General features: G+C 55.6%; 22 protein-coding genes. 11 read left to right on the top strand and 11 right to left on the bottom strand.

All coding sequences use genetic code 11. The features are described from left to right. Window positions 1–26 precede the first annotated feature (26 nt). The 8 genes from ABLV76_RS18125 to ABLV76_RS18090 form a co-directional block, all read right to left on the bottom strand. On the bottom strand, window positions 27–359 hold the full coding sequence (locus tag ABLV76_RS18125) for a hypothetical protein (RefSeq protein WP_017898918.1): 333 nt from the start codon (window positions 357–359) through the stop codon (window positions 27–29). Between the two features lie 248 nt (window positions 360–607). Then, window positions 608–1,495: a heme o synthase gene (gene cyoE / locus ABLV76_RS18120; protein WP_002891629.1), complete on the bottom strand. Its 888-nt coding sequence runs from the start codon at window positions 1,493–1,495 to the stop codon at window positions 608–610. Window positions 1,496–1,506: 11 nt separating this feature from the next. Then, entirely contained in the window at window positions 1,507–1,836 is a 330-nt protein-coding gene (locus tag ABLV76_RS18115) for a cytochrome o ubiquinol oxidase subunit IV (RefSeq protein WP_002891634.1), read from the bottom strand. Continuing rightward, on the bottom strand, window positions 1,836–2,447 hold the full coding sequence (locus ABLV76_RS18110; protein WP_002891635.1) for a cytochrome o ubiquinol oxidase subunit III: 612 nt from the start codon (window positions 2,445–2,447) through the stop codon (window positions 1,836–1,838). Before ABLV76_RS18110 ends, ABLV76_RS18115 begins: the two co-directional genes overlap by 1 nt. Next, complete coding sequence (gene cyoB, locus ABLV76_RS18105) at window positions 2,437–4,428, bottom strand: cytochrome o ubiquinol oxidase subunit I (RefSeq protein ID WP_004204804.1); 1,992 nt, start codon at window positions 4,426–4,428, stop codon at window positions 2,437–2,439. The genes ABLV76_RS18110 and cyoB overlap by 11 nt, the downstream gene beginning before the upstream one ends. A 19-nt stretch (window positions 4,429–4,447) precedes the next feature. Continuing rightward, the gene (gene cyoA, locus ABLV76_RS18100) at window positions 4,448–5,392 is read right to left on the bottom strand and encodes a cytochrome o ubiquinol oxidase subunit II (RefSeq protein ID WP_004204802.1); all 945 of its coding nucleotides are present in this window, start codon (window positions 5,390–5,392) and stop codon (window positions 4,448–4,450) included. Between the two features lie 479 nt (window positions 5,393–5,871). Beyond that, on the bottom strand, window positions 5,872–7,347 hold the full coding sequence (ampG, locus tag ABLV76_RS18095; RefSeq protein WP_048323172.1) for a muropeptide MFS transporter AmpG: 1,476 nt from the start codon (window positions 7,345–7,347) through the stop codon (window positions 5,872–5,874). Between the two features lie 43 nt (window positions 7,348–7,390). Then, complete coding sequence (locus ABLV76_RS18090; protein WP_004204800.1) at window positions 7,391–7,969, bottom strand: lipoprotein; 579 nt, start codon at window positions 7,967–7,969, stop codon at window positions 7,391–7,393. A gap of 302 nt (window positions 7,970–8,271) precedes the next feature. On the opposite strand from ABLV76_RS18090, the gene bolA reads away from it, so the two are divergent. From bolA to ABLV76_RS18045, 9 genes are all read left to right on the top strand, one after another. Continuing rightward, the gene (bolA, locus tag ABLV76_RS18085) at window positions 8,272–8,589 is read left to right on the top strand and encodes a transcriptional regulator BolA (protein WP_002891649.1); all 318 of its coding nucleotides are present in this window, start codon (window positions 8,272–8,274) and stop codon (window positions 8,587–8,589) included. Window positions 8,590–8,934: 345 nt separating this feature from the next. Then, window positions 8,935–10,233, top strand: coding sequence for a trigger factor (gene tig, locus ABLV76_RS18080; protein WP_004204798.1), 1,299 nt, complete (start codon window positions 8,935–8,937; stop codon window positions 10,231–10,233). Window positions 10,234–10,542: 309 nt separating this feature from the next. Then, complete coding sequence (clpP, locus tag ABLV76_RS18075; RefSeq protein WP_002891804.1) at window positions 10,543–11,166, top strand: ATP-dependent Clp endopeptidase proteolytic subunit ClpP; 624 nt, start codon at window positions 10,543–10,545, stop codon at window positions 11,164–11,166. Window positions 11,167–11,415: 249 nt separating this feature from the next. Beyond that, entirely contained in the window at window positions 11,416–12,690 is a 1,275-nt protein-coding gene (clpX, locus tag ABLV76_RS18070; RefSeq protein ID WP_002891807.1) for an ATP-dependent protease ATP-binding subunit ClpX, read from the top strand. Between the two features lie 183 nt (window positions 12,691–12,873). Further along, entirely contained in the window at window positions 12,874–15,228 is a 2,355-nt protein-coding gene (gene lon, locus ABLV76_RS18065; RefSeq protein ID WP_004151336.1) for an endopeptidase La, read from the top strand. A gap of 209 nt (window positions 15,229–15,437) precedes the next feature. Next, on the top strand, window positions 15,438–15,710 hold the full coding sequence (gene hupB / locus ABLV76_RS18060) for a nucleoid-associated protein HU-beta (protein WP_002444653.1): 273 nt from the start codon (window positions 15,438–15,440) through the stop codon (window positions 15,708–15,710). A 214-nt stretch (window positions 15,711–15,924) separates the two neighbouring features. Next, entirely contained in the window at window positions 15,925–17,799 is a 1,875-nt protein-coding gene (gene ppiD / locus ABLV76_RS18055; RefSeq protein ID WP_017898913.1) for a peptidylprolyl isomerase, read from the top strand. A gap of 148 nt (window positions 17,800–17,947) precedes the next feature. Further along, window positions 17,948–18,316, top strand: coding sequence for a helix-hairpin-helix domain-containing protein (locus ABLV76_RS18050; protein WP_048294255.1), 369 nt, complete (start codon window positions 17,948–17,950; stop codon window positions 18,314–18,316). Window positions 18,317–18,427: 111 nt separating this feature from the next. After that, entirely contained in the window at window positions 18,428–18,829 is a 402-nt protein-coding gene (locus ABLV76_RS18045) for a YbgC/FadM family acyl-CoA thioesterase (RefSeq protein ID WP_017898911.1), read from the top strand. A 128-nt stretch (window positions 18,830–18,957) separates the two neighbouring features. Here the strand turns inward: ABLV76_RS18045 and queC are convergent, their stop codons facing one another. Both queC and ABLV76_RS18035 read right to left on the bottom strand, forming a co-directional pair. Continuing rightward, window positions 18,958–19,659 carry a 7-cyano-7-deazaguanine synthase QueC gene (gene queC / locus ABLV76_RS18040; protein ID WP_004204791.1) on the bottom strand — a complete coding sequence of 234 codons (702 nt, stop codon included), beginning with the start codon at window positions 19,657–19,659 and terminating at the stop codon, window positions 18,958–18,960. 66 nt (window positions 19,660–19,725) lie between these two features. Beyond that, complete coding sequence (locus ABLV76_RS18035; RefSeq protein WP_032455635.1) at window positions 19,726–21,423, bottom strand: SgrR family transcriptional regulator; 1,698 nt, start codon at window positions 21,421–21,423, stop codon at window positions 19,726–19,728. Window positions 21,424–21,550: 127 nt separating this feature from the next. Between ABLV76_RS18035 and cof the strand changes: the two genes are divergently transcribed. Next, a complete protein-coding gene (cof, locus tag ABLV76_RS18030) occupies window positions 21,551–22,369 on the top strand; it encodes an HMP-PP phosphatase (RefSeq protein ID WP_017898908.1) in 819 nt (272 codons plus the stop codon). 44 nt (window positions 22,370–22,413) lie between these two features. On the opposite strand, the gene ABLV76_RS18025 is transcribed toward cof, so the two are convergent. Continuing rightward, window positions 22,414–23,466 carry a PLP-dependent cysteine synthase family protein gene (locus tag ABLV76_RS18025; RefSeq protein ID WP_348878407.1) on the bottom strand — a complete coding sequence of 351 codons (1,053 nt, stop codon included), beginning with the start codon at window positions 23,464–23,466 and terminating at the stop codon, window positions 22,414–22,416. Window positions 23,467–23,581: 115 nt separating this feature from the next. On the opposite strand from ABLV76_RS18025, the gene ABLV76_RS18020 reads away from it, so the two are divergent. Next, window positions 23,582–24,040: an Lrp/AsnC family transcriptional regulator gene (locus tag ABLV76_RS18020; RefSeq protein WP_004204786.1), complete on the top strand. Its 459-nt coding sequence runs from the start codon at window positions 23,582–23,584 to the stop codon at window positions 24,038–24,040. The last annotated feature ends 14 nt before the right edge of the window (window positions 24,041–24,054 follow it).

The following is a 24,054-nucleotide window of genomic DNA, read 5'->3' as shown; positions in this document are numbered from 1 at the left end:
ATGCGCTGCCCTCGGCAAGATGTCGCTTAGGCTGATGCTTTGTTCAGGAAACTGCTCCAGTCGCTGGCGGCGTTATCGACAAAGGTGTTCCAGCTGTTGCCGGCGGTATTGACGAAGCTTCCCCAGTTATCCTTACCGGCGGTCACAAAGGTTTCCCAATTTGACTGACCGGTCAGGAAGGAACCAAACGCCATTGTGCTGTCGCAGACGAACGAGGCGAATGCGTTGCCAGAGGTGAGGACAAATGAGGTGAAACCGATGCCCGAGTTGGCGACAAAGCTGGCGAAGCCGCTGGCCGCGCCGAACAGGTTAAAGCCGCCGGAGATGTAGTCCATTTCGTTCAGTGTTAACTCTTTCATTGCAATTCCTTGTATTGAATATTTCCAAAACGGGCGTAAGCCCGAGGCGAAAGGTAGCACCGTAGAGCTGAACGGGGCGAGCGACGTCCGGTTGGTATAAGCTCATTTTTTCCTCATTTATTAGCGGGTAGCTACGAAAACGGTGTGGGGGAGGGGAGGCAAGTATGAATTGAGAAAGGAAAAAGACATTAAACAGAAAAGAAAAAGCCCCGTAAAAACGGGGCTTTATATCATACTGGAGCGGGTGATTATCTCACATAAGCCAGCAGACTATGTGAATCCGGCACCATAAAGTCAACGGACATCATCACGGACAGCGCAGTGATGGCGACGATGGAAAAGACGAAGAGCTTACGCGCCCAGACTTTATCATCTGCCACTTTGTAGCCGCGCAGCGCCATGCCCAGCCACCAGACGCTGACCGCTGCCGCTACGACCAGGTATTTGTACCCGGCATAGCCGCCCAGCGAGAGCATCAGGGTCGCAACGGCAAAGGCGACGATGTACAGCGTAATATGGTTTTTGGCGACCGATATACCTTTCACTACCGGCAGCACCGGAATATTCGCCGCCTGATAATCCTTGAAGCGGAAAATCGCGATGGCGTAGGAGTGAGGCATCTGCCACAGGCTAAAGATAGCCAGCAGGATAGCCGCACCGCTGTCGAAATCACCGGTCACTGCGCAGTAGCCAATCACCGGCGGCGCTGCGCCGGAGAGTGAGCCAATCAGCGTGCCATAGACGGAGTGGCGTTTCATGTACAGGCTGTAGACGCCGACATAAACCACGAACCCCATCACCCCCAGCCAGCAGGCCAGCGGATTTGCGCCGAACCACAGCAGCATAAAGCCAGCAATACCCAGCAAGGTGGCGTACACCAGCGAAGCTTCTGGCGAGATCAGCCCTTTGACCAGCACCCGGTTTTTCGTCCGTTCCATCTTACGATCGATGTCCCGGTCGATGTAGTTGTTGAATACACAACCCGAGGCGACCACCAGGGATACTCCAAGGAGCGTCCAGACGAACAGCGGATAGTCGATGTGGCCTTTGGAGGCCAGCAGGAAACCGCCGATCACGGAGATCAGGTTGCCAAAAATAATGCCTGGTTTCGTAACTTGCAGGTATTGCTTAAACATACTCGCCGCTCTTAGTGCATCATCATGTTGTAGTTCAGGTTCCACATAATCCAGATGGAGCCGACAACCACGATCGCAATGATGATTACGGTGAAGATAAATGCGGTCAGGTTCCAGCCTTCATCGGACTTGCTGTTCATATGCAGGAAGTACACGAGGTGTACCACGATCTGCACCACAGCGGTCACCAGAATGGTGCCAAGGATAACCGCATGCGAGGCGGAGCCACTCATCACCATGGCGAACGGAATGACCGTCAGGATGATGGACAGGATAAATCCTGTCATGTAGCTCTTCACGCTGCCGTGAGAAGCGCCGCTATGATCGGTAGAATGACTCATTACATCGCCCCCATCAGATAGACAACCGAGAACACGCAGATCCACACCACGTCCAGGAAGTGCCAGAACAGGCTCAGGCACAGGATACGGGTGCGGTTAGTGCTGGTCAGGCCACGACGTGAAACCTGGAACATCAGCACCGCCATCCAGATAAGACCGGAGGTCACGTGCAGACCGTGGGTGCCGACCAGCGCGAAGAACGCGGACAGGAAGCCACTACGATCCGGACCAAAGCCTTCCATGATCAGGTGATGGAATTCATAGATTTCCATCCCGATAAATCCGGCGCCAAACAACCAGGTCAACGCCAGCCAGGAAACCACCTGGCTCTTGTTGTTTTTGTACATGGCGATAGCCGCCATGCCGTAGGTGATGGAGCTGAACAGCAGCAGTGCGGTTTCAACCAGAACGAACGGCAGTTCGAAAATATCTTTGCCAGTTGGTCCGCCGGCTGTGCCGTTCACCAGAACGGCATAGGTAGCAAACAGCGTAGCGAAGATAATGCAGTCGCTCATCAGGTAGATCCAGAAACCGAATACCTTCATCGGTCCTGTATCATGGTGCCCGTGTTCATGCGCGTGGGCAGTATGCGCAAGAGTATCAGTTGCCATTTTTCAGCCCTGCTTTGTTAATCTCATCGAAATGCTGTTTTTCCAGTTTTTCGACTTCTGCAACCGGTACGTAGTAATCCACGTCCTCGTCAAAGCTCTTAATAATCCAGGTCGCTACGATGCCGATGAAGCTGGCGATCGCCATCCACCAGATATGCCAGATCATGGCGAAACCAAATACCGTAGCGAAGGCGGCAATGACGATGCCGGCGCCGCTGTTCTTCGGCATATGAATTTCTTCATAGTGAGCAGGCTGTTTATACGCTTCACCTTTCTCTTTCATTTCCCAGAAGGCGTCACGCTCGTGAACCTGAGGAACGATAGCGAAGTTGTAGAACGGCGGTGGAGAAGAGGTTGCCCACTCCAGCGTACGGCCACCCCATGGGTCACCGGTCAGGTCACGGTTCTGATCGCGGTCGCGAATAGAGACGTAGAACTGAATCAGCTGGCACAGGATACCGCAGGCGATCAGCGCCGCACCGCAAGCTGCAACAACCAGCATCGGGTGGAACTGCGGATCGATCTGCTGGCTCAGACGACGGGTCATCCCCATGAAGCCCAGCACGTACAGCGGCATAAACGCCACGAAGAAGCCGATGATCCAGAACCAGAAAGCGCGTTTGCCCCAGGTTTCGTTCAGGGTGAAGCCAAAGGCTTTCGGCCACCAGTAGGTCAGACCGGCGAAGCAACCGAACACCACACCGCCGATGATAACGTTATGGAAGTGCGCGATCAGGAACAGACTGTTGTGCAGAACGAAGTCCGCGCCCGGTACCGCCAGCAGCACACCGGTCATCCCACCGACGGAGAAGGTGACGATAAAGCCGATAGTCCACATCATCGCCGAGTTGAAGACGATGCGGCCCTGATACATGGTGAACAGCCAGTTGAAGATCTTAACCCCGGTCGGGATCGCGATAATCATGGTGGTAATACCGAAGAAGGCGTTTACGTTCGCGCCAGCACCCATGGTGAAGAAGTGGTGCAGCCAAACGATGAACGACAGAACGGTAATACAGACGGTTGCCCACACCAGAGAGGTGTAACCGAACAGACGCTTACGCGAGAAGGTCGCGGCGATTTCGGAGAAGACCCCGAACACCGGCAGAACCAGGATGTACACTTCCGGGTGACCCCAGGCCCAAATCAGGTTGATGTACATCATCATGTTGCCACCCATATCGTTGGTAAAGAAATGGGTGCCCAGGTAACGATCCAGGGTCAGCAGCGCGATGGTGACGGTCAGAATTGGGAAAGAGGCGATAATCAGGATGTTAGCGCACAGAGATGCCCAGGAGAATACCGGCATCTTGAACATGGTCATGCCCGGGGCGCGCATCTTGATAATGGTCACGAAGAAGTTAATACCGGTCAGGGTAGTACCGATACCGGAGAGCTGCAGCGCCCAAATCCAGTAGTCGACCCCTACGCCAGGACTGTATTCAATTCCCGACAGCGGCGGATAAGCCAGCCAACCGGTCTGCGCGAACTCACCGACGCCCAGAGACAGGTTAACCAGAATCACGCCCACAACGGTGAACCAGAAGCTCAGGTTGTTGAGGAACGGGAAGGCTACGTCGCGTGCGCCGAGCTGAAGCGGAACCACCAGGTTCATCAGACCGATAACGAACGGCATCGCCACGAAGAAGATCATGATAACGCCGTGGGCGGTAAAGATCTGATCGTAGTGATGAGGCGGCAGGAAGCCTGCTTCCCCGGCCGAGGCCAGCACCTGCTGGCTACGCATCATGATGGCGTCAGCAAAGCCACGCAGCAGCATGACGATTGCCACGATAACGTACATGATACCGAGACGTTTGTGGTCGACAGAAGTCAGCCACTCGTTCCATAGGTAGGACCACTTACCGAAGTAAGTGATGGCTGCCAGAAGCGCCAGTCCCCCAATGATAATCGCAGCCACCGTTACCACGATAATAGGTTCGTGGTAGGGCACTGCATCCAGTGTAAGTTTTCCGAACATCGTTTTCTTCCTCGGCCCCTTAGTGAGCGGTTTCCGCGTGGCTCATGTCCATGCCTTCCATCCCGTCGTGAGCGGCATGCTCGCCTTCAGGTTTGGACATGTTCATGCTCTCGTGAGACATGAATTTGTTCACAACATCTTTGAACAGATCCGGTTTCACGTTAGAGAAGTATTCCACTTTGTTGTATTCGCTAGGCACAGCCACTTTCTCGAACGCGGCCATAGAGTCCATGGCGTTCGGAGACTGTTTCGCTTTTTCAACCCACTGATCGAAAGTTGCACGATCCGGGGTAGCAATCGCTTTGAACTTCATACCAGAGAAGCCCGGGCCACTGTAGCTAGCGGAGATACCGTCATAAGTACCAGCTTCGTCAGCAATGAGGTGCAGCTGAGTCTGCATCCCGGCCATTGCGTAGATCTGGCTGCCTAAGCGCGGAATAAAGAACGAGTTCATCACCGAGTTAGAGGTCACTTTGAAGTGTACCGGTACGTTCGCCGGGAAGGCGATTTCGTTAACGGTAGCAATACCCTGTTCCGGATAGATAAAGAACCATTTCCAGTCCATCGATACGACTTCGATGGTGATTGGTTTCTCGTCATGGACAAGCGGTTTGCTTGGCTCCAGTGCGTGAGTGGTTTTCCAGGTCAGAACGGCCAGGAACAGGATGATCAGAATAGGTACCGTCCAGACCACAGCTTCCACTTTATTGGAGTGTGACCAGTTCGGGCTATACTTCGCATCTTTATTGCTCGCGCGATACTTCCAGGCAAATCCTACTGCCATCAAGACGGCGGGAATAACGACAATCATCATCAGGCCGAAGGCCGTCAGAATCAAAGAGCGTTGCTCCAGTCCAATCTGTCCTTTTGGGTCAAGGAGTGCAGAATCACAACCACTGAGTAATACAGTACCTGCGATTAATGACATCCATCCCAAACTTTTATTGTATTTCCTGAGTCTCATTGAACGACCTCAATTCCACGGGATCTGGTGGCGTTTAAAGTGTATGGGCATTTTACGGTAAGGTTGCATTACTGTAAACATGATTGGATCTCTGTCAGTTCTGTGTTAGCGGCTTCTGCTTGGTTTGTCACATATGTTACGTAGTGTTACGTAATCGCTTGCAAAGCCTGATTTTCGTGGGATCGATAACGAAAGGGATAAGAAAAGGTGTACTTAGCGGCGAATGGGCATAACCACCCAAAAATTAGAACAATTGTTTAACATTTAATTATCAAATAAAAGACATTGTGGAAACGTGAAATAAAAACGGCGTAGCTGAATCGGTTAAATTATTTAAAGAATCGAATGAAAACTGTCAATAATTTCCAGAAAACAAAAACGCACAAAACAACAAATAGCGCGGCGGGCAATATAAAAGCGTTAATAAGCCGTTATAATTACGTTTCGTAATTACAACGGCTAATAATGATGCAGCGTCCTTAAATCAGGTGGGTTTTACGCAGCGCCAGGTAGTCGAGCAGGCCGCCGAACAAAATACCGCCAACGGCGGTCAGCGCGGCAACCTCCAGCAGGCCGGACAGGAAGCTGAACGACGTATAATCCAGCGCGTTGAGGATCAGCAGACCCAGCCATACCGCCAGCAGCAGGCAGCCCAGCGTCAGGATCCCCAGCGCCAGCGCATAGGCCTGCGGATATTCGCTACGCGGTATAAAGCTTGCCGTGCGTTGGGTATGCTCGAGCGTTTGTCGGCACAGCAGCAGCAGCGCGATCCCCGGCACCGCCGCGACCACGGAGAAGAGATAGAAGGTGGACCAGCCGTGGGCCTCGACAAACCAGCCGGCAATCGGCCCGACGTACACGCGGCCAACCGCGGACAGCGCCGAGAGCAGCGCGAACTGGGTGGCGGAGAACGACTTGTTGCACAGCGTCATCAGCAGCGCCACAAACGCCGCCGTCCCCATTCCCCCGCACAGATTTTCAAAGAATACCGCGGTCGCCATGGAATAGAGGTGCTTATCGGTAATCGACAGCAGCCAGTAGCCGGCGTTGGAAACCCCCTGCAGCAGACCGAAGATCAGCAGCGCCCGGAACAGCGTCAATCGCTGCATCAGGACGCCGCCGTACAGGGCGCCAAGAATGGTGGCGAACAGGCCTAAGGTTTTGTTCACCATTCCCACCTCGCCGGCGTCAAAACCGACGCCGCGGATGAGAAAGGTGGTGGTCAGACTCATGGCAAAGGCATCGCCAAGCTTATAAAGAACGATGAGCAGCAGAATCAGCCAGGCGTTGTTACGGCCGAAAAAATCGCGCAGCGGTTCAGCTACCGCCTGCTCCAGCGACCGGGGAACCGGGATAACGTCGCTTGGCTCGGGCGCCAGCAGCGTGGCGATGATGCAGGGCACCAGCAGCGCCGCCATCAGCCAGTACATGCCCTGCCAGCCGAGATAGCGGTCGGCGATCCACAGGGCCAGACCACCGGAGACCAGCATCCCGAGGCGATAGCCCAGCACGCTGATCGCGGCGCCGGCGCCGCGCTCTTCCGCTGGCAGAACGTCGGTTTTCCAGGCGTCAAAGACGATATCCTGCGACGCCGAACAGAAGGCGATCACTACCGCCAGCGCCGCCATCCAGCGCAGCTGGGAAGCAGGTTCGAGAAAACCCATCGCCGCGATGGCCAGCAGAAGCAGGACCTGGGTGGTCACCAACCAGCCGCGACGGCGCCCGAGAAACGGCGGCGTGTAGCGGTCCATCAGCGGGGACCAGAGGAATTTAAAGACATAGGCCTGGCCGACAAGCGAGAAAAAACCGATCGTTTTCAGATCGATGTTTTCCACCGTCATCCAGGCCTGCAGGGTACCGGAGGTGAGGGCCAGCGGCAGACCGGAGGCGAAGCCGAGGATCAGCAAAATCGCTGATTTAGGCTGCTGAAAAATGCGTAAGTAGTGACTGGACATAGCATAAAGCACGAACCCGGCGGAGGCCGGGTTCGTGGTGGCATTAACGCGCGTTTTGCTTGATGAAATCGTGGATGCTGGTGTCCTGCGCCATATCGGCGATGGTATCAGTCAGGACGCTGTTGACGGCATCAGCGATGTTTTTGTTCGAGGCCTGGAAGGCACCTTCAACCGAGTAGCTGGCGCGGTAGTTTTTGGTCATCTTCGTGCCGTTTGCCGCGGTGGCGATGATGGCGATATCGGCTTTGGTGGCGATGTTGTAGCGCACGTTGCCCTGGGAGACGTCAGCGTAGAGTTTGTTGACGATGATCTGCAGATCGACTGCGCCGTTCGGGCCAATCATGTAGCCGCGCGCGGTCATTTGTTTCTCCAGCACTTCCTGCAGCAGGAAGCGCAGATCGCGGGAGGCGGTAAGGGTGACCTGTTGGTTGTCGCGCGTCACTTTCGCCAGCGCCTGGTCCGGACGCTGGTCGGCGCCGTTGATGCTGACGGTCACGCCCATAAGGCTAGGATCCTGCTGCGGCAGCGTGATTTTCGGCGATACTTCAATGGTGGTCGGCGGCGTGGCGCATCCTGCCAGCATAAACATGGCGACCAACGGGAAAAGGATCTTCTTAAGCATGTTCAGGTCTCAACGCATGGTGTTGTTATAAGGAAAATTACCGCCATCATAGCATTGCCAACGGCAAGGGGAAGTGGCAACGCGTGTAAATCCATCGCCCTGGCGGTTTTCTGAGCGTCCCGCCACGGTTAATCGCTCTTTCCCCGGCGGATCTGGCGACCAGAGCCAGTAAACGTGATACTTTTGAATGAAAATATCAGAACAATGCTAATTTTTTGTTGTTTTCTCCTAATGGAAGCGGTAAAAGCGGCTAACATTTAAATGGAGTGGCGGCATCTCAGCGTTGTCGGAGGAGAAAATTCATGATGATACGTGAACAGATCGAAGCAAAACTTAGAGCAGCGTTCGACCCGATGTATCTCGAAGTCGTGGATGAAAGTTATCGTCACAACGTCCCTGCTGGCTCTGAAAGTCATTTTAAAGTGGTGTTAGTGAGCGATCGCTTCACTGGCGAGCGTTTCCTAAATCGCCACCGTATGATCTACGGCACGCTAACCGAGGAGCTGTCGAATACGGTGCACGCCCTGGCGCTGCACACCTACACGATTAAAGAATGGGAAGCGCTACAGGATACGGTTTTCGCCTCGCCGCCGTGCCGCGGCGCGGGGAGCATCGCCTAGAAATCCCATTTGCAACCGCTGGCGCTTTTCCAGTATGTTGCTTGCAGATTTAGCAAAAACGGCCTACGGGCCGTTTTGTTTTGCCTGGAAAATGCGCAAACTCAGCGCTTTTGCGGACAAAATTGAGCGGGAAATGTGAAAAATGCCGCAGCACCAGGCGACAACCGTTCTCGACTCACAAAAGTGATGCCGCTATAATGCCGCGTCTTATATATGAATGTCTTCGGGATGATTCTGACGACAGGGAATGTGTTTCTGATTTGAAGAGGGCATCCCGGTTCTGCGAAGCCACCTACACGCGCTTCCAGAGTTGACCGAGCACTGTGATTTTTTTGAGGTAACAAGATGCAAGTTTCAGTTGAAACCACTCAGGGCCTTGGGCGCCGTGTAACGATTACTATCGCCGCTGACAGCATCGAGAATGCTGTCAAAAGCGAGCTGGTCAACGTAGCGAAAAAAGTTCGCATTGACGGCTTCCGTAAAGGCAAAGTGCCGATGAATGTTGTTGCTCAGCGCTATGGCGCTTCCGTTCGTCAGGACGTGCTGGGCGACCTGATGAGCCGTCATTTCGTTGACGCGATCATCAAAGAAAAAATCAATCCGGCCGGCGCGCCGAACTACGTTCCGGGCGAATACAAACTGGGTGAAGACTTCACCTACGCGGTAGAGTTCGAAGTGTATCCGGAAGTTGAACTGCAGGGTCTGGAAGCGATCGAAGTAGAAAAACCGGTTGTTGAAGTGACCGACGCTGACGTTGACACCATGCTGGAAACCCTGCGCAAGCAGCAGGCAACCTGGAAAGAAAAAGAAGGCGCGGTTGACGCTGAAGATCGCGTAACCATCGACTTCACCGGTTCCGTAGATGGTGAAGAGTTCGAAGGCGGCAAAGCTTCTGACTTCGTACTGGCGATGGGCCAGGGTCGCATGATCCCGGGCTTCGAAGACGGTATCAAAGGCCACAAAGCGGGTGACGAGTTCACCATCGACGTGACCTTCCCGGAAGAATACCACGCAGAAAACCTGAAAGGTAAAGCGGCTAAGTTCGTTATCAACCTGAAGAAAGTTGAAGAACGTGAACTGCCGGAGCTGACCGAAGAATTCATCAAACGTTTCGGCGTGGAAGATGGTTCCGTCGCTGGCCTGCGCGCTGAAGTGCGTAAAAACATGGAACGCGAGCTGAAAGGCGCTGTGCGTAACCGCGTGAAGTCTCAGGCTATCGAAGGTCTGGTTAAAGCTAACGACATCGACGTTCCGGCAGCTCTGATCGACAGCGAAATCGACGTGCTCCGTCGCCAGGCTGCTCAGCGTTTCGGTGGCAACGAGAAACAGGCTCTGGAACTGCCGCGCGAACTGTTCGAAGAGCAGGCTAAACGCCGCGTAGTGGTTGGCCTGCTGCTGGGCGAAGTGATTCGCACCAACGAGCTGAAAGCTGACGAAGAGCGCGTGAAAGGCCTGATCGAAGAGATGGCTTCTGCTTACGAAGATCCGTCAGAAGTGGTTGAGTTCTACAGCAAGAACAAAGAGCTGATGGACAACATGCGCAACGTGGCGCTGGAAGAGCAGGCTGTTGAAGCCGTGCTGGCGAAAGCCAAAGTGTCTGAAAAAGCCACTTCCTTCAACGAACTGATGAACCAGCAGGCGTAATTTCGCCGCGATTGTTCAAGGTTCGGGCAAAAACCCGTTGCCGAAAGGCGGCGGGTTTTTTTTTAGGCTAATGATAGCCTCAGGCACGGTGCTAAAACGCATTTACCATGATAGCGTTACAGCAAAAGCTTGTTATGCTTGAAATATGGCAACGCCATCCCCATTACCGAGGGAGGCAACTGCATCCGCAATCGCACGCGTGTTGAAGAGGCGGTGACGCGTTCAGCGGATAGAAACTGTGGCTGATAATCCGTCCGTAAGGTTACAATCAGTGCAGCAGGTATTTTAAAATTACTCCAGGAGACGGAAATGTCATACAGTGGCGAACGAGACAACTTTGCACCCCATATGGCCCTGGTGCCGATGGTCATTGAACAGACCTCACGCGGTGAACGTTCTTTTGATATCTACTCCCGTCTGCTTAAGGAACGCGTCATTTTTCTGACCGGCCAGGTCGAAGACCACATGGCAAATCTGATCGTGGCGCAGATGCTGTTTCTGGAAGCGGAAAACCCGGAAAAAGACATTTACCTGTACATTAACTCTCCGGGCGGGGTGATCACCGCCGGGATGTCGATTTATGACACCATGCAGTTCATCAAGCCGGACGTCAGCACCATCTGTATGGGCCAGGCCGCGTCCATGGGCGCGTTCCTGCTGACCGCCGGGGCGAAGGGCAAGCGTTTCTGCCTGCCGAACTCCCGCGTGATGATCCACCAGCCGCTGGGCGGCTATCAGGGGCAGGCGACGGATATTGAGATCCACGCCCGTGAAATCCTGAAGGTGAAAGGACGCATGAATGAGCTGATGGCGCATCATACCGGCCAGTCTCTTGAGCAGATTGAGCGTGACACCGAGCGTGACCGCTTCCTGTCTGCTGCGGAAGCCGTGGAGTACGGACTGGTCGACTCTATTTTGACCCATCGTAATTGATGCCCTGGGCGTAAGGGTGCCGCTTTACGCTTCATCCTTCTCGCCACGTTTGCTGAGCGGTTGGCATTTTTCCGGACGCTTGCCGGGCAGGCAGGCGGCCGGTCGCTTCGCTACCGCCGCGATGTAGCGCGAAGGATTTTGTGTATATACTAATGAAGGGCGGCACAACGCTATATGGCGGCTTGCGCCTGAGAATGGCATTTGCGTCGTCGTGTGCGGCACAAAGAACTTAAAAAGAGGTTTGGACTCATGACAGATAAACGCAAAGATGGATCGGGCAAATTGTTGTATTGCTCTTTTTGCGGCAAAAGCCAGCATGAAGTGCGTAAGCTGATCGCCGGGCCATCCGTGTATATCTGCGACGAATGCGTTGATTTATGTAACGACATCATTCGCGAAGAGATTAAAGAAGTTGCGCCGCACCGCGAGCGCAGCGCGCTGCCGACGCCGCACGAGATTCGCCACCACCTTGATGACTACGTCATCGGTCAGGAACAGGCGAAAAAAGTGTTGGCGGTCGCGGTATACAACCACTACAAACGTCTGCGCAATGGCGATACCAGCAATGGCGTAGAGCTGGGTAAAAGTAACATCCTGCTGATCGGGCCGACCGGCTCCGGTAAAACGCTGCTGGCGGAAACGCTGGCGCGCCTGCTGGATGTGCCGTTTACCATGGCGGACGCCACCACCCTGACCGAAGCCGGTTATGTGGGTGAGGACGTAGAAAATATCATTCAGAAACTGCTGCAGAAGTGCGATTACGACGTGCAGAAAGCGCAGCGCGGCATCGTCTATATCGACGAAATCGACAAAATTTCGCGTAAGTCCGATAACCCGTCGATTACTCGCGATGTCTCCGGCGAAGGCGTGCAACAGGCGCTGCTGAAGCTTATCGAAGGCACCGTCGCCGCCGTTCCACCGCAGGGCGGGCGTAAACACCCGCAGCAGGAGTTCCTGCAGGTTGATACCTCCAAGATCCTGTTTATCTGCGGCGGCGCGTTTGCCGGTCTGGACAAAGTGATTTCCCACCGTGTGGAAACCGGCTCCGGCATTGGTTTTGGCGCGACGGTTAAAGCGAAGTCCGACAAAGCGAGCGAAGGCGAGCTGCTGGCCCAGGTCGAGCCGGAAGATCTGATCAAGTTTGGTTTGATTCCGGAATTCATCGGCCGTCTGCCGGTCGTGGCGACCCTGAACGAGCTGAGCGAAGAAGCGCTGATCCAGATCCTGAAAGAGCCGAAAAACGCCCTGACCAAGCAGTATCAGGCGCTGTTTAGCCTTGAAGGCGCAGAGCTTGAATTCCGCGACGAAGCGCTGGATGCCATTGCCAAGAAAGCGATGGCGCGTAAAACCGGCGCCCGTGGCCTGCGTTCCATTGTGGAAGCGGCGCTGCTGGACACCATGTATGATCTGCCTTCGATGGAAGATGTCGAAAAAGTGGTCATTGATGAGTCGGTTATCGCCGGTCAGAGCAAACCGCTGCTGATCTACGGCAAACCGGAAGCGCAGCAGGCATCTGGCGAATAATTAGCCATTTCACTCAAGCAGTTAACAAAAAGGGGGGATTTTATCTCCCCTTTTATTTTTCCTGCATTCCCGCCGTTGAATGTGTGGAATACATCCCCATATACTGGATTACATATTAACGACGATGCAGTGGAGTGTGGCGTCGTCGGCTACCTGGCGGACTTTAAACTAAGAGAGAGCTCTATGAATCCTGAGCGTTCTGAACGCATTGAAATCCCCGTATTGCCGTTGCGCGATGTGGTGGTTTATCCGCACATGGTCATACCCCTGTTCGTAGGGCGGGAAAAATCTATCCGTTGCCTCGAAGCGGCCATGGACCATGATAAAAAAATCATGCTGGTTGCGCAGAAAGAAGCGTCGACGGATGAGCCGGGTGTAAACGATCTTTTCACCGTTGGAACCGTGGCGTCTATTTTGCAGATGCTGAAGCTGCCGGACGGCACCGTGAAGGTGCTGGTCGAAGGGCTACAGCGTGCACGCATTTCTGCGCTGTCTGATAATGGCGAGCATTTCTCGGCGAAAGCGGAGTATCTCGACTCGCCGGCGATTGACGAACGTGAGCAGGAAGTACTGGTTCGTACCGCTATCAGCCAGTTTGAAGGCTATATCAAGCTGAATAAGAAGATTCCACCGGAAGTGCTGACGTCGCTGAACAGCATCGACGATCCGGCGCGCCTGGCGGATACCATCGCGGCGCATATGCCGCTGAAGCTGGCGGACAAGCAGTCCGTGCTTGAGATGTCCGACGTCAACGAACGTCTGGAATATCTGATGGCGATGATGGAATCGGAAATCGATCTGCTGCAGGTTGAGAAGCGCATTCGCAACCGCGTCAAAAAGCAGATGGAGAAATCCCAGCGCGAGTACTATCTGAATGAGCAAATGAAAGCGATTCAGAAAGAACTCGGCGAGATGGACGACGCCCCGGATGAAAACGAAGCGCTGAAGCGCAAGATCGACGCGGCGAAAATGCCGAAAGAGGCGAAAGAGAAAACCGAAGCGGAACTGCAGAAGCTGAAGATGATGTCGCCGATGTCTGCGGAAGCGACCGTCGTGCGTGGCTACATCGACTGGATGGTGCAGGTGCCGTGGAATGCGCGCAGTAAGGTCAAGAAAGACCTGCGTCAGGCCCAGGAGATCCTCGATACCGATCACTATGGTCTGGAGCGCGTGAAGGACCGCATCCTTGAGTATCTCGCGGTGCAGAGCCGGGTGAACAAAATCAAGGGGCCGATCCTCTGCCTGGTGGGACCGCCGGGGGTAGGTAAAACCTCGCTGGGGCAATCTATCGCCAAAGCGACCGGCCGGAAATACGTCCGCATGGCGCTGGGCGGCGTGCGCGATGAAGCGGAAATTCGCGGTCATCGTCGAACCTATATTGGCTCGATGCCGGGCAAACTGATCCAGAAAATGGCGAAAGTGGGGGTAAAAAACCCGCTGTTCCTGCTGGATGAGATTGACAAAATGTCTTCCGACATGCGCGGCGACCCGGCTTCTGCGTTGCTTGAGGTGCTGGATCCGGAACAGAACGTGGCCTTTAACGACCACTATCTGGAAGTGGATTACGATCTCAGCGACGTGATGTTCGTGGCGACTTCCAACTCCATGAACATTCCGGCGCCGCTGCTGGACCGTATGGAAGTGATTCGCCTCTCGGGTTACACCGAGGATGAAAAACTGAACATCGCCAAGCGTCACCTGCTGCCGAAGCAGATCGAACGCAACGCGCTGAAGAAAGGCGAACTGACCGTCGACGACAGCGCCATTATCGGCATTATTCGTTACTACACCCGTGAAGCGGGTGTTCGTAGCCTGGAGCGTGAAATCTCCAAGCTGTGCCGTAAGGCCGTTAAGCAGCTGTTGCTGGATAAATCGCTGAAACACATCGAAATTAATGGTGAGAATCTGCATGATTATCTCGGCGTGCAGCGCTTCGACTATGGCCGCGCCGATAGCGAGAACCGCGTCGGTCAGGTGACCGGTCTGGCGTGGACGGAAGTGGGCGGCGATCTGCTGACCATCGAAACCGCCTGCGTACCGGGCAAAGGCAAACTGACCTACACCGGATCGCTGGGCGAGGTGATGCAGGAGTCGATTCAGGCTGCGCTGACCGTGGTACGTTCGCGGGCGGACAAGCTGGGGATTAACGCCGACTTTTACGAGAAGCGTGATATTCACGTCCACGTACCGGAAGGGGCGACGCCGAAGGACGGTCCGAGCGCGGGGATTGCCATGTGTACGGCGCTGGTCTCCTGCCTGACCGGCAACCCGGTACGCGCCGATGTGGCGATGACCGGGGAAATTACGCTGCGTGGTCAGGTGCTGCCGATCGGCGGTCTGAAGGAAAAACTGCTGGCGGCGCATCGCGGCGGTATTAAGACTGTTCTGATTCCTGATGAGAACAAACGCGACCTTGAAGAAATTCCGGATAACGTTATCGCTGATTTGGATATCCATCCGGTGAAACGAATCGAGGAAGTTCTGACACTTGCGCTGCAAAACGAACCGTTTGGCATGCAGGTTGTGACCGCGAAATAGTGATTCTGCGCAAATTGCGCTAATAAAAATAGGGCTGGTAAGTCATTTCGGACTTGCCAGCCTTTTTTTGTGTAGCTAACTTAGATCGCTGGCAGGGGGGTCATCGACAACTGCTGTTGTAAGGGCATGACAGTCCTGATATAACTGCTGCGCGGTCGCACTATGAAGGACTCTGGTGCGATATAAATTATAAAGAGAGGAAGAGAACAGTGAATAAATCTCAACTGATTGACAAAATTGCTGCGGGTGCGGACATTTCTAAAGCTGCAGCTGGACGTGCGTTAGATGCTTTAATCGCTTCTGTTACTGAATCTCTGCAGGCTGGGGATGACGTTGCGCTGGTAGGTTTCGGTACCTTTGCTGTTAAAGAACGTGCCGCCCGTACTGGTCGCAACCCACAAACAGGTAAAGAAATTACTATCGCTGCCGCAAAAGTGCCGGGCTTCCGTGCTGGTAAAGCGCTGAAAGACGCGGTGAACTGATCGGCTTTCCCGTCAGGGAATGTGACGAAGTACAAGGGCGCATCGTGAGATGTGCCTTTTTTATTGCCTTTTCAGACCACTTTATGTGTGTTTATCGCCACTTGTGGGCTGACAATCACCCTGTTTTCTTGTCAAAATACGTCCTCACGCGCGGCGGCCATCACGTGCTATGCTGCGCGAGCTAAAGTCATCTACAGCGGAGCGTTGTTACACCATGATGGACAACCTACGCACGGCCGCCAACAGCGTCGTGCTCAAGATTATTTTCGGTATCATTATCGTCTCGTTCATTTTGACCGGGGTGAGTGGTTACCTGATTGGCGGTGGCAAAAACTATGCCGCAAAAGTGAATGGCCAGGAGATTGGCCGTGGGCAGTTTGAAAACGCCGTCGCCAGCGAACGTAACCGTATGCAGCAGCAGCTTGGCGACCAGTTCTCCGAGCTGGCGGCGAACGAAAACTACATGAAAACCATGCGCCAGCAGGTGCTGAACCGCCTGATTGACGAGTCGCTTCTGGATCAGTATGCCCGCGAGCTGGGCCTCAGCATCAGCGATGAGCAGGTGAAGCAGGCGATCTTCCAGACCCAGGCGTTCCAGACGAACGGTAAGTTCGACAACCAGCGTTTCAGCGGTATTGTCGCCCAGATGGGGATGACCACCGATCAGTACGCCCAGGCGCTGCGTAACCAGCTGACCACGCAGCAGCTGATTAACGCCATTGCGGGTACCGACTTCATGCTGCCCGGCGAGTCCGATCAGCTGGCGGCGCTGGTGTCTCAGCAGCGTGTCGTCCGCGAAGCGACCATCAACGTCAACGCCCTGGCGGCAAAACAGACCGCCAGCGATGAGGAAATCAACGCTTTCTGGCAGCAGAATCAGGCCCGTTTTATGGCGCCGGAGCAGTTCCGCGTGAGCTACATCAAGATGGATGCCGCCAGCATGCAGGAAAACGCCTCTGACGAAGAAATTCAGTCATGGTATGACCAGCACAAAGATCAGTTCACTCAGCCGCAGCGTAACCGCTACAGCGTGATTCAGACTAAAACTGAAGCTGATGCGAAAGCGGTACTGGCCGAGCTGCAAAAAGGCGCCGATTTCGCCACGCTGGCAAAAGAAAAATCGACCGATATTATCTCTGCCCGCAACGGCGGCGATATGGGGTGGATGGAAGATGCTTCTACCGTGCCTGAGCTGAAAGACGCCGGCCTGAAAGAGAAAGGCCAGCTCTCCGGGGTGATCAAATCCTCGGTTGGCTTCCTGGTGGCCCGTCTGGACGACGTCCAGCCGGCGCAGGTCAAGCCGCTGGCTGACGTGCGCAATGACATTGCGGCGAAAGTGAAGCAGGAGAAAGCGCTGGATGCTTACTATGCGCTGCAGCAGAAGGTGAGCGATGCGGCCAGCAACGATAATGAATCGCTGGCGGGCGCGGCGCAGGTCGCCGGACTGCAGGTGGTGGAAACCGGCTGGTTTGGCCGCGATAACCTGCCGGAAGAGCTGAACTTTAAACCGGTCGCTGACGCTATCTTCAACGGCGGTCTGGTCGGCGTGAACGGCGCGCCGGGCAGCAACTCCGACATCATTACCGTTGACGGCGATCGCGCCTTTGTTCTGCGTATCAGCGAGCACAAAGCCGAGGCGGTGAAACCGCTGGCCGAAGTGAAGGCACAGGTCAGCGATATCGTTAAGCACAATAAAGCGGAACAGCAGGCGAAGCGGGATGCCGATAAGCTGCTGGCGGCGCTGAAAGACGGCAAAGGCGATGAGGCGATGAAGGCGGCTGGCCTGAGCTTTGGCGCACCGCAGACGCTTTCCCGTACCGGCCAGGATCCGCTGAGCCAGCTGGCATTTACTCTGCCGCTGCCGCAGCAGGGCAAACCGGTCTATGGCGTTGGCAGCAACATGCAAGGCGATGTGGTGCTGGTGGCGCTCGATGAAGTGAAAGCAGGCAGCATGCCGGAAGAGCAGAAGAAGGCTATGGTTCAGGGGATTACCCAGAACAATGCCCAAATCGCTTTCGAAGCGCTGATGAGCAACCTGCGCAAGGCGGCGAAAATTAAGCTGGGCGACAGCATCGACCAGCAGCAGTAATTTCGCGTCATTTCGCAAAAATACGCAACACCATGTAATCCTCAAGGGCCGCTTTCGCGGCCCTTTCCATTTCTGTGATTTGCCTTTTGTCGGCCATCCGCACTGACGCTATCGTAGCCTTGCTGTCTATACACAAGGAGATATCAGCATGAAATATGGAATAAAAGCACTGATGGCCGCGGGCGTTCTGGTTTTCGCGGTAGGCGCACAGGGCGCGCTGGCTGCCCCCGCCAGCGGCAAAGCGGCGGTAACCAAAGAGCATGTCCAGGCGTCCTCTTCGGCGAAGGCGAAAGCGGAGCCCGGCGAGGCCGACAACGGGGCGACCAAAGTCAGCATTAACCACGCCAGCGCCGAACAGCTGGCGCAGGCTCTGAATGGCGTGGGGTTGAAAAAAGCCCAGGCGATTGTCAGCTACCGTGAGGAGTACGGACCGTTCAAAACCCTTGATGATCTGAAGCAGGTCCCGGGGATGGGCAGCGCGCTGGTGGAGCGGAATTTATCCCATCTGACGCTGTAAATTTTTTGCCAGCGCTTGCACAGCGGTGATTTTTTGCCAGGATAAAGAGGTTGCATTAAGTGGTGTGACCTCTTACCTCATAAACAACAATAACAGAAAGGCATTGATGCTATGCAGACACAAATTAAAGTTCGCGGCTATCATCTGGACGTCTACCAGCATGTGAATAACGCACGCTACCTGGAGTTCCTTGAGGAGGCCCGCTGGGATGGTCTGGAAAAGAGTCCGGCGTTTCAGTGGATGACCGAGAAAAACATCGCCTTCGTGGTGGTGAATATTAATATTAACTACCGCCGTCCGGCGGTCCTGGGCGATGTGCTGACGGTGAGCAGCAAACTGGAGCAACTCAACGGCAAAAGCGGCACGCTCAGCCAGGTGGTCACTCTCAACCCCAACGGCGAGGTGGTGGCCGATGCGCTGATTACCTTCGTCTGTATCGATTTGAAAACCCAGAAGGCGCTGCCGCTGGAAGGGGAACTGCGTGAGAAACTCGACCAGATGAACTTGCGCTGACAACCGTCGCGTGCGTGCCGGGCGGTGGCGCACCTCGACCCACGGAAGGTGATGAACCCCTTGCCCCGGTAAGCGTAGCGCTACCGGGGAAGTTGAACTGAAGCTTTTAGAAGATACCTCTGCGGAGGCTATGCCTGTATCAGCCCGGTTTTTTGCTTCATCACCGCCATTACCCCGACTTTATCGGCCAGATACTGGTTAAGCCCGTTAGCGCGCAGGTTGCAGGCGGCGCACTGGCCGCAGCCATCGCCCTTAATGCCGTTGTAGCAGGTAAGGGTTTCCCGGCGCACCAGATCTAACTGACCCCAGTAGTCGGCCAGCGCCCAGGTCTCGGCTTTGTTCAGCCACATCAGCGGTGTTTCAAAGCGAATGTCTTTCGCCATTCCAAGGCTGACGGCGTGGTGCAGCGCTTTGACAAACTCATCGCGGCAGTCCGGGTAGCCGGAGAAGTCGGTCTCGCACACGCCGGTGATGATAGCTTCGGCTTTTACCTGATAGGCGTAGATGGCCGTCAGGGTTAAAAACAGAATATTGCGCCCCGGGACAAAAGTATTGGGAATGCCCTCGGCATCAGGCTGATAGTCCGGTACCGGAATGTTATCGCGGGTCAGGCTGCTAACCGCCAGTTCATTGAGCAGGGTAACGTCCAGCACTTTATGCGCGACGGCGCCAAGTTTCAGGGCGAGTTCGCGCGCAACGTCGATTTCCGCGCGGTGGCGTTGGCCATAATCAAAAGTGACGCAATGCACTTCATCATACTGTTGCAGAGCCTGCACCAGACAGGTGGTTGAATCTTGTCCTCCGCTGAAGACAACTACGGCGCGTTTCATGGCAATTCCTGACTAAATGAGTAAAGGCGATATGGTAGCGCCAGACGCCCGCCACCACCAGCTCTGTCACGTCGACGCCGGCAGCCAGGCGCTGGCGAAGTCGAACCATCCGCGGGCGTTGAGGCGCAAGCCATTGACTCCCGGTGGGGCGCTGATGCGATAGTTGTATTTAAACAGCGGCGTCATGATGGCGTCTTCCATCAGGCTGTTAAATACGTTGCGCAGCGCATCGTTGCGGCTGCGGGCTTCCGGTTGCGCCTGTACCGCGTCTAATGTCGCCTGCAGATGGGCATATTGCGCCCCGGTCAGCAAATTGGGCCACAGCATATCGCAGCGCAGCCACTGCTCCAGGGCATACTCCGGCGCTTCGCCGATCAGGCGGTCGCCCATCATCAGGTCGGCCTGCCCCAGATGCTGGCAGCCTTCCCAGTTTTTGGCGTCATGGAACAGCAGCGTCAGCTCGCAGCCCAGCACAGCCAGCCGCTGTCTCAGCTGTTCGGCCATGGCGTGGAGTTCGACCGGCAGATGGTAGAGCAGCGTGAGCCTCGCCGGCAGCGGCACCGCGCTGTTTTCCGGCCCCTGCGGGATGGACCATCCTGGCAACACCTCATGGCTTGGCGTAATCAGATCCTCGTCGAGCGGCAGCGTATCCAGCAACGACGAGCGGTGAATTATCGATACCAGCCGCTGGGCCTGCGCTTTGCTAAGCCGAGGGCTGTGACGCAGGGTCAGATAGCAGAAGCCAAGACTGATGCTGTTGCTGACCTGGCGCAGGTTATGCAGCTCTTCGCGATCGCCAATAGTGATCTGCACCGGGTGGCGGCAGCTGGTCCCGAGATCGCGATCGAAGAGCTGGGGGGTGATCCAGTACTCCACCGCCTGGATCAGCGGATGCCGCAGGTGGTAGCGAGGATGGTTCTCCAGGCGGACGAGTTCTGGACTAAACCGCTTCAGGCGGAACGGTCCGCAGCCGATGGCCGGATCGTCAGGATGGGCCAGCACGCTGCAATAGCTGGCGAGGCGGAACGGCAGCCAGTAGTCAGGACGATGCAGTGTGATAGTCAGACACTGGGCGTGAGTGACATCGATGCGGCTGATGCTGGCGAAGAGGGTCCGCAGGGCGGGCAGTTCCAGCAGCAGCAGTAAGCGCTGCCGCAGCTGTGCGGTTTCCACCGCATCGCCGTTGTGCCAGCACAGTGTGGAGCGGATATAAAACTGCCAGCGCAGGCCGTCAGGGGAGACCTGCCAGTGGTGCGCCAGATCGCCGATCGGCATATTGTCACCTTCGTCGAAGCGCGTCAGCCCGGCATAGATCTGCCCGGCCAGATGCTGCTCGGCGCGTCCGGGCAGAAAGCCGGGACGCAGCGGCTCCAGCGGGCGATAGTAGGGAATACGCAGCGTCGGGGTATTGTTTTGCCATTGACCGCCCAGAAAGGGGTGGAGCAGGGCTTTCAGCTCCACCGGGGCCAGCTGCGCCAGCTCCAGCGCGTTTTGCTGCTGACCTTTATGCAGCGCCTGCTCCATCATCTCATTGCGCAGACGTTCCGGCGTTTTGTAAAAAGAGAGCAAGCCGCGCTTGCCGCGCCCGGAGCTGGCCTGCCAGCTTAACCATCCAGCTTCCTGCGCCTGACGCAGTAGGGTACGGACGTGGCGTTCGCTGCAAAAACAGCGTTCCGCCAGCTCGCCGACGGTGACCTGCTGCGGCGCCCCGGCAGAGGGCTGCCACAGCCGCTGGTACTGGTTTAAACGGTGTAAGAGTCGCATAAGCGCTGTCGCCCACCGGGCCGCAATAAACCCGGAACAATTTATATTATCTATTCACTATTACTTCCGTATATCCCAGGTGATACTGCAACACAAGCGAAGCCCATCACACATCGGGGAAAACATCATGGCAAAACTGGCAGCATTTGATATGGACGGCACCTTACTGATGCCGGACCATCGTCTCGGAGAAAAGACGCTCACCGCGCTGAAACGGCTGCGGGAACGCGATATCACTCTGACGTTCGCCACCGGCCGCCATGCGCTGGAGATGCACCATGTGATGGGTGAATTTTCCCTGGACGCATTTCTGATCACGGGCAACGGGACGCGCATCCACTCGCTGGAAGGGGAGGAGCTGTACCGTCAGGATCTCAATCCCGAGGTAGCGGAAGACGTGCTGCATAGTCGATGGGATACCCGGGCCAGCATGCACGTGTTTAATGACGGCGGTTGGTTCACCGGCCAGGCAAGACCTGAGCTGCTGAAGGCGCATGTCTTCAGCGGGTTTCGCTATCAACTGTGCGATCCGAAACGTATGTCGGCGCATCATGTCACCAAGATCTGCTTCTGCGGCGATCATGACGATCTGCGCCGCCTGCGGATCCAACTGAATGAGGCGCTGGGCCAGCGCGCGTTTCTCTGCTTCTCGGCGATGGACTGTCTGGAAGTGCTGCCGGTTGGCTGCAATAAAGGCGCGGCGCTGGCGAGGCTGAGCCAGCACCTGGGACTCTCCCTACAGGAGTGCATGGCCTTCGGCGATGCGATGAACGATCGCGAGATGCTTCGCAGCGTCGGGCGGGGGTTCATCATGGGCAACGCGATGCCGCAGCTGAAAGCCGAGCTGCCGCATCTCCCGGTTATTGGCGACTGCCGGCATCAGGCGGTCTCCCATTTTTTAACGCATTGGCTGGATAATCCTGATCTTCCTTATTCCCCCGAATAGAGAGACCCTTCCAGCAAGCCAGATAGCATTCTATCTGGCTTTTTTTATGTTCTGCCGACCAGCCGGGCGATCTCCGCCTGCCAGGGGGCGATATCGCCGATGTTGGCCGCCACCCACTGCGGGTTGTAATAGCTTTCCAGATAACGCTCGCCGCTGTCGCACAGCAGGGTGACGAGGGAACCCGTGCGTCCTTCCTCGCGCAACCGCGCGGCCAGCTGCAGCACGCCCCACATGTTGGTCCCGGTCGAGGCGCCGACTTTTCGCCCAAGCTGCGTTTCCAGCCACAGAGCAGTGGCCACGCTCGCCGCATCCGGCACGCGCAGCATCTCATCGACAACATCGGGAATAAACGATGGCTCGACGCGCGGGCGGCCGATGCCTTCAATTTTGCTGCCGATCGGGCTGCGCAGGCTGGCGTCGCGGGTCTGCCAGTAATCGAGGAATACTGAATTTTGCGGGTCGACAACCATCAGCTGCGTCTCGTAACCCTGGCTGCGAATATAGCGGCCAATGGTCGCCGAGGTCCCCCCGGTGCCGGCGCTCATCACGATCCACGACGGCTGCGGGTGCGGCTCATGGCTCATCTGGCGGAAAATACTGTCGGCGATATTGTTATTGCCGCGCCAGTCGGTGGCCCGCTCGGCGAAGGTAAACTGATCCATATAGTGGCCGTTCAGTTCACGCGCCAGCGTTTCGGAAGCCGCGTAGATTTCGCAGGCGCTCTGCACAAAATGGCAGCGTCCGCCGTAGAACTCGATCTGTTCGATTTTGCGTCTGGCGGTGCAGGAGGGCATCACGGCGATAAACGGCAGCCCCAGCAGGCGGGCGAAATAGGCCTCAGAAACTGCAGTCGAACCCGAAGACGATTCGATAATCGTGGTGCCTTCTTTGATCCAGCCGTTGCACAGGCCATAGAGAAACAGCGACCGCGCCAGACGATGTTTGAGGCTACCGGTCGGATGCGTACTTTCATCCTTCAGATAAATCGGGATCCCCGGAAAACCAGGCAGCGCCAGGCGAATCAGGTGTGTATCGGCGGAACGCTGATAGTCGGCGTTAATTTCACTAATGGCGTGTTTTACCCAGGCGCTATTCATCTCGGATTCCTGTTTGTCATTTTGTGCCCAGCTTAGCGGATTGTGCGGGAAAAATTGTTGCTATTTGACCTTTCAATTACAATTGCGGGAGTAAATTATTCTCTCTGGTGGCCTTATGTTAGATAAAATTGACCGTAAGCTGCTGGCGCTGCTGCAGGAAGATTGCACCCTCTCTTTGCAGGCGCTGGCCGATGCCGTTAATCTGACCACGACCCCTTGCTGGAAACGCCTGAAACGACTCGAGGATGAGGGTATTCTCCGCGGGCGCGTCGCCTTACTGGATGCGGAAAAGGTGGGGCTGGGACTGACGGCGTTTGTCCTGATCAAGACCCAGCATCACAGCAGCGACTGGTATTGCCATTTTGTGAGCGAAGTGACGCAGATGGCTGAAGTGCTCGGCTTCTGGCGGATGGCGGGGGAGTATGACTATCTGCTGCGGGTGCAGGTGGCCGATATGAAGCGCTATGACGACTTTTATAAACGGTTGGTGAACAGCGTGCCGGGGCTGTCGGATGTCACTTCGAGTTTTGCCATGGAACAGATAAAATACACCACCGCCTTGCCTGTCGAATAACGGTATTGCGCCGT

This window comes from Klebsiella sp. GB_Kp047, from assembly GCF_040065235.1.
GTDB classification, from domain to species: Bacteria; Pseudomonadota; Gammaproteobacteria; order Enterobacterales; family Enterobacteriaceae; genus Klebsiella; species Klebsiella quasipneumoniae.
The sequence above is the reverse complement of the archived record's forward strand: the minus strand, read 5'-3'. Positions and strand labels throughout refer to the sequence as shown.

Bases quoted from the DNA above. Each gene is read 5' to 3' on its own strand.
- ABLV76_RS18125 (WP_017898918.1), bottom strand. From the start codon at position 359: ATGAAAGAGTTAACACTGAACGAAATGGACTACATCTCCGGCGGCTTT.
- cyoE (WP_002891629.1), bottom strand. From the start codon at position 1,495: ATGTTTAAGCAATACCTGCAAGTTACGAAACCAGGCATTATTTTTGGC.
- ABLV76_RS18115 (WP_002891634.1), bottom strand. From the start codon at position 1,836: ATGAGTCATTCTACCGATCATAGCGGCGCTTCTCACGGCAGCGTGAAG.
- ABLV76_RS18110 (WP_002891635.1), bottom strand. From the start codon at position 2,447: ATGGCAACTGATACTCTTGCGCATACTGCCCACGCGCATGAACACGGG.
- cyoB (WP_004204804.1), bottom strand. From the start codon at position 4,428: ATGTTCGGAAAACTTACACTGGATGCAGTGCCCTACCACGAACCTATT.
- cyoA (WP_004204802.1), bottom strand. From the start codon at position 5,392: ATGAGACTCAGGAAATACAATAAAAGTTTGGGATGGATGTCATTAATC.
- ampG (WP_048323172.1), bottom strand. From the start codon at position 7,347: ATGTCCAGTCACTACTTACGCATTTTTCAGCAGCCTAAATCAGCGATT.
- ABLV76_RS18090 (WP_004204800.1), bottom strand. From the start codon at position 7,969: ATGCTTAAGAAGATCCTTTTCCCGTTGGTCGCCATGTTTATGCTGGCA.
- bolA (WP_002891649.1), top strand. From the start codon at position 8,272: ATGATGATACGTGAACAGATCGAAGCAAAACTTAGAGCAGCGTTCGAC.
- tig (WP_004204798.1), top strand. From the start codon at position 8,935: ATGCAAGTTTCAGTTGAAACCACTCAGGGCCTTGGGCGCCGTGTAACG.
- clpP (WP_002891804.1), top strand. From the start codon at position 10,543: ATGTCATACAGTGGCGAACGAGACAACTTTGCACCCCATATGGCCCTG.
- clpX (WP_002891807.1), top strand. From the start codon at position 11,416: ATGACAGATAAACGCAAAGATGGATCGGGCAAATTGTTGTATTGCTCT.
- lon (WP_004151336.1), top strand. From the start codon at position 12,874: ATGAATCCTGAGCGTTCTGAACGCATTGAAATCCCCGTATTGCCGTTG.
- ppiD (WP_017898913.1), top strand. From the start codon at position 15,925: ATGATGGACAACCTACGCACGGCCGCCAACAGCGTCGTGCTCAAGATT.
- ABLV76_RS18050 (WP_048294255.1), top strand. From the start codon at position 17,948: ATGAAATATGGAATAAAAGCACTGATGGCCGCGGGCGTTCTGGTTTTC.
- ABLV76_RS18045 (WP_017898911.1), top strand. From the start codon at position 18,428: ATGCAGACACAAATTAAAGTTCGCGGCTATCATCTGGACGTCTACCAG.
- queC (WP_004204791.1), bottom strand. From the start codon at position 19,659: ATGAAACGCGCCGTAGTTGTCTTCAGCGGAGGACAAGATTCAACCACC.
- ABLV76_RS18035 (WP_032455635.1), bottom strand. From the start codon at position 21,423: ATGCGACTCTTACACCGTTTAAACCAGTACCAGCGGCTGTGGCAGCCC.
- cof (WP_017898908.1), top strand. From the start codon at position 21,551: ATGGCAAAACTGGCAGCATTTGATATGGACGGCACCTTACTGATGCCG.
- ABLV76_RS18025 (WP_348878407.1), bottom strand. From the start codon at position 23,466: ATGAATAGCGCCTGGGTAAAACACGCCATTAGTGAAATTAACGCCGAC.
- ABLV76_RS18020 (WP_004204786.1), top strand. From the start codon at position 23,582: ATGTTAGATAAAATTGACCGTAAGCTGCTGGCGCTGCTGCAGGAAGAT.